The 8,375-nt window shown below is 59.1% G+C and carries 8 protein-coding genes; 5 read left to right on the top strand and 3 right to left on the bottom strand.

All coding sequences use genetic code 11. The features are described 5' to 3' along the window. Positions 1-137 precede the first annotated feature (137 nt). Complete coding sequence (tyrS, locus tag PMI34_RS09405) at positions 138-1,337, bottom strand: tyrosine--tRNA ligase (protein ID WP_008051666.1); 1,200 nt, start codon at positions 1,335-1,337, stop codon at positions 138-140. A gap of 211 nt (positions 1,338-1,548) precedes the next feature. Between tyrS and PMI34_RS09410 the strand changes: the two genes are divergently transcribed. Beyond that, positions 1,549-2,985: a peptidoglycan DD-metalloendopeptidase family protein gene (locus tag PMI34_RS09410; RefSeq protein WP_008051664.1), complete on the top strand. Its 1,437-nt coding sequence runs from the start codon at positions 1,549-1,551 to the stop codon at positions 2,983-2,985. Between the two features lie 3 nt (positions 2,986-2,988). Then, positions 2,989-4,080, top strand: a complete 1,092-nt coding sequence (locus PMI34_RS09415) for an anhydro-N-acetylmuramic acid kinase (protein ID WP_008051662.1) — start codon at positions 2,989-2,991, stop codon at positions 4,078-4,080. Positions 4,081-4,148: 68 nt separating this feature from the next. On the opposite strand, the gene erpA is transcribed toward PMI34_RS09415, so the two are convergent. Continuing rightward, entirely contained in the window at positions 4,149-4,499 is a 351-nt protein-coding gene (gene erpA / locus PMI34_RS09420; protein ID WP_007906865.1) for an iron-sulfur cluster insertion protein ErpA, read from the bottom strand. A 168-nt stretch (positions 4,500-4,667) separates the two neighbouring features. Next, complete coding sequence (gene argC, locus PMI34_RS09425) at positions 4,668-5,702, bottom strand: N-acetyl-gamma-glutamyl-phosphate reductase (RefSeq protein WP_008051660.1); 1,035 nt, start codon at positions 5,700-5,702, stop codon at positions 4,668-4,670. A 135-nt stretch (positions 5,703-5,837) separates the two neighbouring features. On the opposite strand from argC, the gene hemJ reads away from it, so the two are divergent. The 3 genes from hemJ (at position 5,838) to PMI34_RS09440 (ending at position 8,329) form a co-directional block, all read left to right on the top strand. Continuing rightward, entirely contained in the window at positions 5,838-6,269 is a 432-nt protein-coding gene (hemJ, locus tag PMI34_RS09430; protein ID WP_007994924.1) for a protoporphyrinogen oxidase HemJ, read from the top strand. A 33-nt stretch (positions 6,270-6,302) separates the two neighbouring features. Next, a complete protein-coding gene (locus PMI34_RS09435) occupies positions 6,303-7,271 on the top strand; it encodes an NAD(P)H-dependent flavin oxidoreductase (RefSeq protein WP_008051658.1) in 969 nt (322 codons plus the stop codon). Between the two features lie 92 nt (positions 7,272-7,363). Further along, positions 7,364-8,329 carry a DUF805 domain-containing protein gene (locus PMI34_RS09440; RefSeq protein WP_008051656.1) on the top strand — a complete coding sequence of 322 codons (966 nt, stop codon included), beginning with the start codon at positions 7,364-7,366 and terminating at the stop codon, positions 8,327-8,329. Positions 8,330-8,375: the final 46 nt, after the last annotated feature.

Below are 8,375 nucleotides of genomic sequence, written 5' to 3'. Positions count from 1 at the left end.
GCTTCGATGAACTGAAGCAACCTGCTGCCGAAAACCGCGTAACTCGTTGTTTACCAAGGAGTTTTCCGTTTCGACTGCGCCGGAAGTGGGGCGAATTATAGGCCTCTAGAATTCGCCGTCAACCCCCTATTTCAGCTTTATTCGGATTTGAGCGTAATACGCGCAAATGCCTTCTTGCCGGCCTGGCAAACATGGGTCGCGCCCAGTGCATATATAAAGGTGCGATCGACAACCTCACCATCTATACGTACACCACCGGAACCCAGGAGATCTCGAGCCACCGCCGAATTCTTGACCAGCCCTGCTTTATTAAGGACGGCAGCGATCGGCATATCCTCGGCAGCAGTCAATTCGATTTCCGGCAGATCGTCCGGCAGCTCGCCATCCTTCATGCGGTTACCGGCGGCACGATGGGCATTGGCCGCAGCCTCCTCACCATGGAAGCGCGCAACGATCTCTTCAGCCAGCTTGATCTTGATGTCGCGCGGATTGGCACCCGCCTCTACATCTGCGCGGAACGCATTGATCTCATCCATGGAGCGGAAGCTGAGCAACTCGAAGTAACGCCACATCAGCGCATCCGGAATGGAGACCAGCTTGCCGTACATCACACCCGGCGCTTCCTGGATACCGACGTAGTTGCCCAAGGACTTGGACATCTTCTTCACACCATCCAGACCTTCAAGCAACGGCATGGTCAAGATGCACTGGGCCTCCTGACCATAACCACGCTGCAACTCACGCCCCATCAGCAAGTTGAACTTCTGATCGGTGCCGCCGAGCTCGACGTCTGCACGCAGAGCTACCGAGTCGTAACCCTGAACCAGCGGATAAAGGAACTCATGGATGGCGATTGGCTGATTGGTGGTGTAGCGCTTGTCGAAGTCATCGCGCTCGAGCATGCGAGCCACGGTGTATTGCGAAGTCAGGCGAATGAAGTCGGCCGGCCCCATCTGATCCATCCAGGTGGAGTTGAATGCCACTTCGGTTTTTGCCGGATCGAGAATCTTGAACACCTGAGTCTTGTAGGTCTCGGCATTCTCGAGGACTTGTTCGCGAGTGAGCGGCGGGCGCGTGGCACTCTTGCCGCTCGGATCACCGATCATCCCGGTGAAGTCACCGATAAGGAAGATCACCTGATGCCCCAGCTCCTGGAACTGGCGCAGCTTATTGATAAGCACGGTGTGACCCAAGTGCAGGTCCGGAGCCGTTGGATCGAAGCCCGCCTTAATACGCAGCGGCTGGCCACGCTTGAGCTTTTCAATCAGCTCGGACTCGACCAACAGTTCTTCCGCACCACGTTTGATCAGCGCTAGCTGCTCTTCAACCGACTTCATAACAGACCCGCAAGGCTCAGATTCAAAGGGAACCAACCATACAAGATCGCGCGTCAAATACAAGGTTTGCCCGGCGCACGGAAGCCAATCCACAGACAGAGCGCCTGCGGACTTGCTTCAGAGATGATTTGGTTATATTTTATACAGTTATTTCATCTTCATCATGTCATTCATCTTTTCCAATTCATCTTTTTCAAAGTCAAAACCACCTATGACCACAGAATCGTCTAAAGCGCCGCCGCTTTACCCGAAGACCCACTTGCTTGCCGCAAGTGGCATCGCCGCCCTTCTCAGTCTGGCGCTCCTGGTATTCCCTTCCAGTGATGTCGAAGCCAAAAAGACAACCCTGAGTCTTGAACTGGAAAGCCCTGCTGAACAACTGACACAAGATCAAGACGCTGCTGACGCCGTTCAAGCCACAAATGAACCAGCAACCTCCCCCTTCGCGCAGATCGACAACAGCGCCGAGGACACTCAGGAAACCGCTCAAGCCGAACCTGCACCGGCGCTGGCGCCGGCGCCGGTCGTCGAAGAAAAGAAGTCGGCAAGCCACAGGGAAGTGATCGTCACCAAGGGTGACACCCTCTCGACACTGTTCGAGAAGGTCGGCCTCCCGTCCACCTCAGTGCATGACGTGCTGGCCAGCGACAAGCAGGCCAAGCAGTTCAGCCAGCTCAAGCACGGGCAAAAACTCGAGTTCGAACTGAGCCCTGACGGCCAGCTGACCAACCTGCACAGCAAGCTCAACGACCTCGAAAGCATCAGCCTGACCAAGAACGACAGGGGCTACACCTTCAACCGCATTACCGCGAAACCGACCGTGCGCTCTGCCTATGTACATGGCGTGATCAACAGCTCGCTGTCCCAGTCCGCAGCACGGGCCGGCCTGTCTCACAGCCTGACCATGGACATGGCCAGTGTGTTTGGCTACGACGTGGACTTCGCCCAGGATATTCGCCAGGGCGACGAATTCGACGTGATCTACGAGCAAAAAGTGGTCAATGGCAAGGCCGTCGGCACTGGCCCGATCCTGTCGGCGCGCTTCACCAACCGCGGCAAGACCTACACCGCCGTGCGCTACACCAACAAACAAGGCAACAGCAGCTACTACACCGCAGACGGCAACAGCATGCGCAAGGCGTTCATCCGCACACCGGTGGACTTCGCCCGCATCAGCTCGAAATTTTCCATGGGCCGCAAACACCCGATCCTGAACAAGATCCGCGCCCACAAAGGCGTCGACTACGCAGCACCACGCGGTACGCCGATCAAGGCTGCCGGTGATGGCAAGGTGCTGCTGGCCGGCCGCCGCGGTGGCTACGGCAATACCGTGGTCCTCCAGCACGGCAACACCTACACAACGCTCTACGGCCACATGCAAGGCTTCGCCAAGGGCGTGAAGACTGGCGGCACAGTGAAACAGGGCCAGGTAATTGGCTATATCGGCACCACCGGCCTCTCCACCGGGCCGCACCTGCACTATGAGTTCCAGGTCAATGGTGTGCACGTCGACCCGCTGGGCCAGAAACTGCCAATGGCCGATCCGATTGCCAAGGCCGAACGCGCACGCTTCCTCGCCCAAAGCCAGCCACTGATGGCGCGCATGGAACAGGAAAAAGCCACTCTGCTGGCTTCGAGCAAGCGCTAAGCCATGGCGCTCTATATAGGTGTGATGTCCGGAACCAGCCTTGATGGCCTGGACATCGCACTGATCGAGCAAGCCCCGGCGATCAGACTGATCGCCTCCCACTACATCCCGATGCCCGATACTCTGCGCGCCGAGCTGCTCGGCTTGTGCGCCAGCGGCCCGGACGAAATCGCCCGCTCCGCCATTGCCCAGCAGAACTGGGTGAAGCTGGCAGCCCAAGGGATTCATGCCCTCCTCGCTCAGCAGCAACTGAAGCCTGGTGATATTCGTGCGATTGGCAGTCATGGCCAGACCATCCGCCACGAACCGGCACGCGGCTTCACTGTGCAGATCGGCAACCCGGCCCTGCTGACCGAGCTGACCGGCATCACTGTGGTCAGCGACTTCCGTAGCCGCGACGTCGCTGCTGGCGGACAAGGAGCACCACTGGTTCCCGCCTTTCACGAAGCCTTGTTTGAAGAGCAGGCCGGCAATCGCGCAGTACTGAACGTTGGCGGCTTCAGCAACCTCAGCCTTATCGAGCCCGGCAAGCCGGTCGCCGGTTTCGACTGTGGCCCGGGCAATGTGCTGCTGGACGCCTGGATTCACCAGCAACGCGGCGACCATTTTGACCGTGACGGCCAATGGGCTGCCAGCGGCAAGGTAGAACCGGTGCTGTTGAATGCACTACTCAGTGATCCGTTCTTTGTGACCAAAGGCCCGAAGAGTACTGGCCGGGAAGTGTTCAACCTGCCATGGCTGACACGGCATCTGGCACAACTGCCAGCCTTCGCCGCCGAAGATGTTCAGGCGACACTGCTTGAGCTGACCGCGCTGACCATCATCGAATCACTGCAAAGCGCCCAGGCAGGCACGCAGGAGTTGCTGGTTTGCGGCGGCGGCGCCCACAACACTGTCTTGATGAACCGCTTGGCCAGCCTGCTGCCAAACGCAAGTGTCAGCAGCACCGCCACCTACGGTGTAGACCCCGACTGGGTCGAAGCCATGGCCTTCGCGTGGCTGGCTCATTGTTGCCTAGAAGGTATCGCAGCCAACCGTCCGAGCGTTACCGGTGCCCGTGGTTTGCGCGTACTCGGCGCCATCTACCCCGCATAAATCCTCCACACAGCAAAACGCCGCAAGACCCTGAGGTCGTGCGGCGTTCTGTGAAACAGGTGCGCTGATCAGATCGAGAACGAAGAACCGCAGCCACAGGTGGTGGTCGCATTCGGGTTCTTGATGACGAAACGCGAACCTTCCAGACCTTCCTGGTAGTCCACCTCGGCACCTGCCAGGTACTGGAAACTCATCGGATCGACAACCAGACTCACACCTTCGCGCTCGACGATGGTGTCGTCATCGGCCACTTCTTCATCGAAGGTGAAGCCGTACTGAAAACCTGAACAACCGCCGCCCGTAACGAATACGCGCAGCTTCAAGCGATCATTCCCCTCTTCATCGACCAGGCTCTTCACCTTGTGCGCGGCACCGTGGGTGAATTGCAAAGCCGTGGGGGTGAAGGATTCGACGCTCATGCTGACTATCTCCCGGCGTTACGCCGTCATATTGCGTGATGACGCGCATTATCCGCTTCTCCTAGAAAAGCGGTCAACTATTCTAGGAGCAGCGACAAGCTTCAAGCTGCGAGCTTCAAGCTGCGAGCTTCAAGCTTGCCGCTTACAACTTGAAGCTTGTAGCTGCTCTCAAGGCAGCATGCCGGCGTGGGACAGGCCCAGACGCTCATCCAGCCCGAACAGAATGTTCATGTTCTGCACGGCCTGACCCGACGCGCCTTTGACCAGGTTGTCGATCACCGACAGCACAACCACCAGATCGCCATCCTGTGGGCGATGCACGGCAATACGGCAGACGTTGGCACCCCGTACGCTACGAGTCTCCGGATGGCTGCCGGCCGGCATCACATCGACGAACGGTTCGTTGGCGTAACGCTTTTCGAACAACGCCTGCAGGTCTACCGAGCGATCAACAACGGTTGCGTAGAGCGTGGAGTGAATGCCACGAATCATCGGCGTCAGGTGCGGAACGAAGGTCAGGCCGACGTCCTTGCCTGCTGCACGACGCAGCCCCTGGCGAATCTCCGGCAGGTGACGGTGACCTTTGACCGCATAGGCCTTCATGCTTTCCGACGTCTCGGAGTACAGCGAACCTACGGAAGCACCACGACCGGCACCGCTGACGCCGGACTTGCAGTCAGCGATCAGATGCGCAGTATCGGCCAGCCCGGCTTCGAGCAATGGCAGGAAGCCCAATTGCGTTGCAGTCGGGTAGCAGCCCGGCACAGCAATCAGGCGCGCTTTCTTGATCTGCTCGCGATTGACTTCCGGCAAGCCGTAAACCGCCTCGTCCAGCAACTCCGGTGCACCGTGCGGCTGGCCGTACCACTTGGCCCACTCATCCGCGTCTTGCAGACGGAAGTCGGCCGACAGGTCGATGACCTTGGTTCCGGCCGCCAGCAGTTCGCCCGCCAAGGCATGGGCAACACCGTGCGGTGTGGCGAAGAACACCACATCGCAGGCACCCAGGGTCTTGATGTCCGGAACGCTGAACGCCAGGCCGTCGTAATGACCTCGCAGGTTCGGGTACATGTCGGCCACGGCAAGGCCAGCCTCGGATCGGGAAGTGATGACAACCACCTCAGCTTGCGGATGTTGCGCCAACAGACGCAGCAGTTCGACACCGGTGTAACCCGTGCCGCCGACGATACCGACCTTGACCATAAACCTGCCCTCAACGAACCCACTGGAAAGCCGTCGATAATAGGGGTCGCGCGCCCCTGCGACAACCGTCAAGGTGACGTGCGGAGCGTCAAGCCTCTACTATTCCGGCTACCGTGAATTGGGGAATAACTAAAAATGCTTTATCTGTGGCTCAAAGCGCTTCACATCATCAGCGTCGTCTGCTGGTTTGCCGGCCTGTTCTACCTGCCGAGACTGTTCGTCTATCACGCCCAAAGCGAGGACACCGTCAGCAAGGAACGCTTCAGCATCATGGAGCGCAAGCTGTACCGCGGCATCATGGGCCCGGCAATGATCGCGACACTGATCTTCGGCGGCTGGCTGATCAGCCTCAACCCCGGCGCCTACTTCACTCAGGGCGGCTGGATGCATGCCAAGCTGACGCTGGTGGTGCTTCTGATCGGCTACCACCACATGTGTGGCGCCCAGGTAAAACGCTTTGCCCGTGGCGAGAACACCCGCAGCCATGTCTTTTATCGCTGGTTCAATGAAGTGCCGGTTCTGATATTGCTGGCTATCGTAATTCTGGTCGTCGTTCGGCCGTTCTAAATCCAAGAGACACAACTCACCGGGGTACTTCCAATGTCGCTGCCCGCTCTGCTCGAAGAACGTTTGCATCTGCCCGTGGTGGCGGCGCCGATGTTCCTGATTTCCAATCCGCAGTTGGTACTCGCCTGCTGTCGCCAGGGCGTGGTCGGCAGCTTCCCGGCGCTGAACCAGCGCGAAAGCAGCGGTTTCAAGGCCTGGCTGGAAGAAATCGAAGCCGGGCTGGCGACAATGGAAAACCCCGCGCCCTATGCCGTTAACCTGATCGTCCATAACAGCAATCCTCGTTTACAGGCGGATCTTGAGATCTGCGTCGAACACAAAGTGCCGATCGTGATCACCAGCCTCGGTGCCGTGAAAGAACTGGTCGACGCGGTGCACAGCTACGGCGGCCTGGTGTTCCATGATGTGACAACTCGCCGTCATGCCGAGAAAGCTGCCGAAGCTGGCGTGGATGGCTTGATCGCCGTGGCTGCCGGCGCCGGTGGACACGCCGGGACCTGGAGCCCGTTCTCGCTGATTGCCGAAATCCGCCAGTTCTTCGACAAGACCCTGTTGCTGGCCGGCTGCTTGAACCATGGCCACGAAATTCTTGCCGCTCAATTGCTCGGCGCGGATTTGGCCTACTTCGGTACACGATTTATCGGCACGACCGAAAGTCACGCGCCCGACGCCTACAAAGAAATGCTGCTGACATCCAAAGCGGCAGACATCATCCATACTCCAGCGGTGTCAGGTGTCCCGGCGAGTTTCATGCGCCAGAGCCTGGAGGCCGCCGGTTTCGACATGTCCGCCTTGCAAGGCAAGGGCGAGATCAACTTCGGCTCCAAGCTCAAACCCGTGAGCGATGAGGCCAAAGCCTGGAAGACCGTTTGGTCTGCAGGCCAGGGCGTGGGAGAAATCGAAGACTTGCCGAGTGTCGAGCAGTTGATTGCACGTCTCGACGCGGAGTACCGCCAAGCCCTGGAGCATGCCGCCCGGTTGCCAAAACGCTGGCCGCGCTGACAGCAAATCTTGGCCAGTCTTGCCGGCTGGCCTTACACTCACCCGGGCACAACGTTCTTCTTTCAACCTCTCGCGACAAGGATGCTTCGCACATGGGCGAAAATCGTTTCAAAATCGTATTCGAAGGCGCCTTGCTGCCCGGTGTCGACATCACCACGGCAAAGCTCAATCTCGCCGATTTGTTCAAAAGCGATGTCACGGCCATCGAGCGCTTGTTCGCCGGGCGTCCAGTAGCGCTCAAACGCAACCTGTCGCAAGCCGATGCCCAGACCTATCTCCAGGCGCTGAGCAAAACCGGAATCGAGGCCCGCATTGAAGCCGAAACGCCGATCGAATTGAACCTCGCCGACGTGCATGACCATGCTCCGGCCAGCAGCCAGGAGCCATTGGCAGACCCGCAGTCCCCTTATGCGCCACCTCGCGCGCCCGTCGGCGAAGCCGTGGCGGAATTCGCCACGCTCAAGCCCTTCAGTTTCGATGGCCGTATCGGCCGCTTGCGCTACCTCGCCTGGACGCTGGTGCTGTCCACTGTGCTCCTGGCCGTTTGCGGGGTGTTTGCCTTGGTCGCCCTGGCTCTCATCGGCGCGGATTCGACCGCCGGCCTGATATTGGGCAGCATGCTGGCCTTGATCCTCTTCGTCGGATTTATCTTCGTCAGCATCCAGATCACCGTTCAACGTTTGCACGATGTCGGCTGGTCCGGCTGGTTGTGGCTGCTGAACCTGGTGCCGTTCGTTGGCAGTTTCTTTCCGTTCGTGATCATGGTCGTACCGGGCAACGACACCGCCAACCGCTACGGCCCGCCGCCTCCGCCGAACAGTACCGCGGTCAAGGTATTGTCTTCGCTGTGGCTGATCGTTATCGCGCTGGTTCTGTTCGGCTCGCTGGCCGGAGGCCTCACGGCGATACGGGAAGGATACGAAAACGCCGCCCAGAGCAGCTACGAAAGCAGCTCGGTCATCACCGATGAAATCGACGTCGAAGTCGAACCGGTGCCAAATACCGCCGACGATGCAGCCGAAGAGGCCCAGCCCCCTGTAGACTCTGCGAAAGAATGAACAGCGCTCCTGGCCCGTGACACCTGCGTCTCGGCGCGGAGCTGTT

The sequence above is a fragment of the Pseudomonas sp. GM74 genome (genome assembly GCF_000282455.1).
GTDB lineage: Bacteria > Pseudomonadota > Gammaproteobacteria > Pseudomonadales > Pseudomonadaceae > Aquipseudomonas.
This window is presented reverse-complemented; position numbering and strand designations above follow the sequence as displayed.

Excerpts from the sequence above, each read along its gene's own strand:
- hemJ (WP_007994924.1), top strand. The coding sequence starts at position 5,838 with ATGCTTTATCTGTGGCTCAAAGCGCTTCACATCATCAGCGTCGTCTGC.
- argC (WP_008051660.1), bottom strand. The coding sequence starts at position 5,702 with ATGGTCAAGGTCGGTATCGTCGGCGGCACGGGTTACACCGGTGTCGAA.
- PMI34_RS09410 (WP_008051664.1), top strand. The coding sequence starts at position 1,549 with ATGACCACAGAATCGTCTAAAGCGCCGCCGCTTTACCCGAAGACCCAC.
- PMI34_RS09440 (WP_008051656.1), top strand. The coding sequence starts at position 7,364 with ATGGGCGAAAATCGTTTCAAAATCGTATTCGAAGGCGCCTTGCTGCCC.
- tyrS (WP_008051666.1), bottom strand. The coding sequence starts at position 1,337 with ATGAAGTCGGTTGAAGAGCAGCTAGCGCTGATCAAACGTGGTGCGGAA.
- PMI34_RS09435 (WP_008051658.1), top strand. The coding sequence starts at position 6,303 with ATGTCGCTGCCCGCTCTGCTCGAAGAACGTTTGCATCTGCCCGTGGTG.
- PMI34_RS09415 (WP_008051662.1), top strand. The coding sequence starts at position 2,989 with ATGGCGCTCTATATAGGTGTGATGTCCGGAACCAGCCTTGATGGCCTG.
- erpA (WP_007906865.1), bottom strand. The coding sequence starts at position 4,499 with ATGAGCGTCGAATCCTTCACCCCCACGGCTTTGCAATTCACCCACGGT.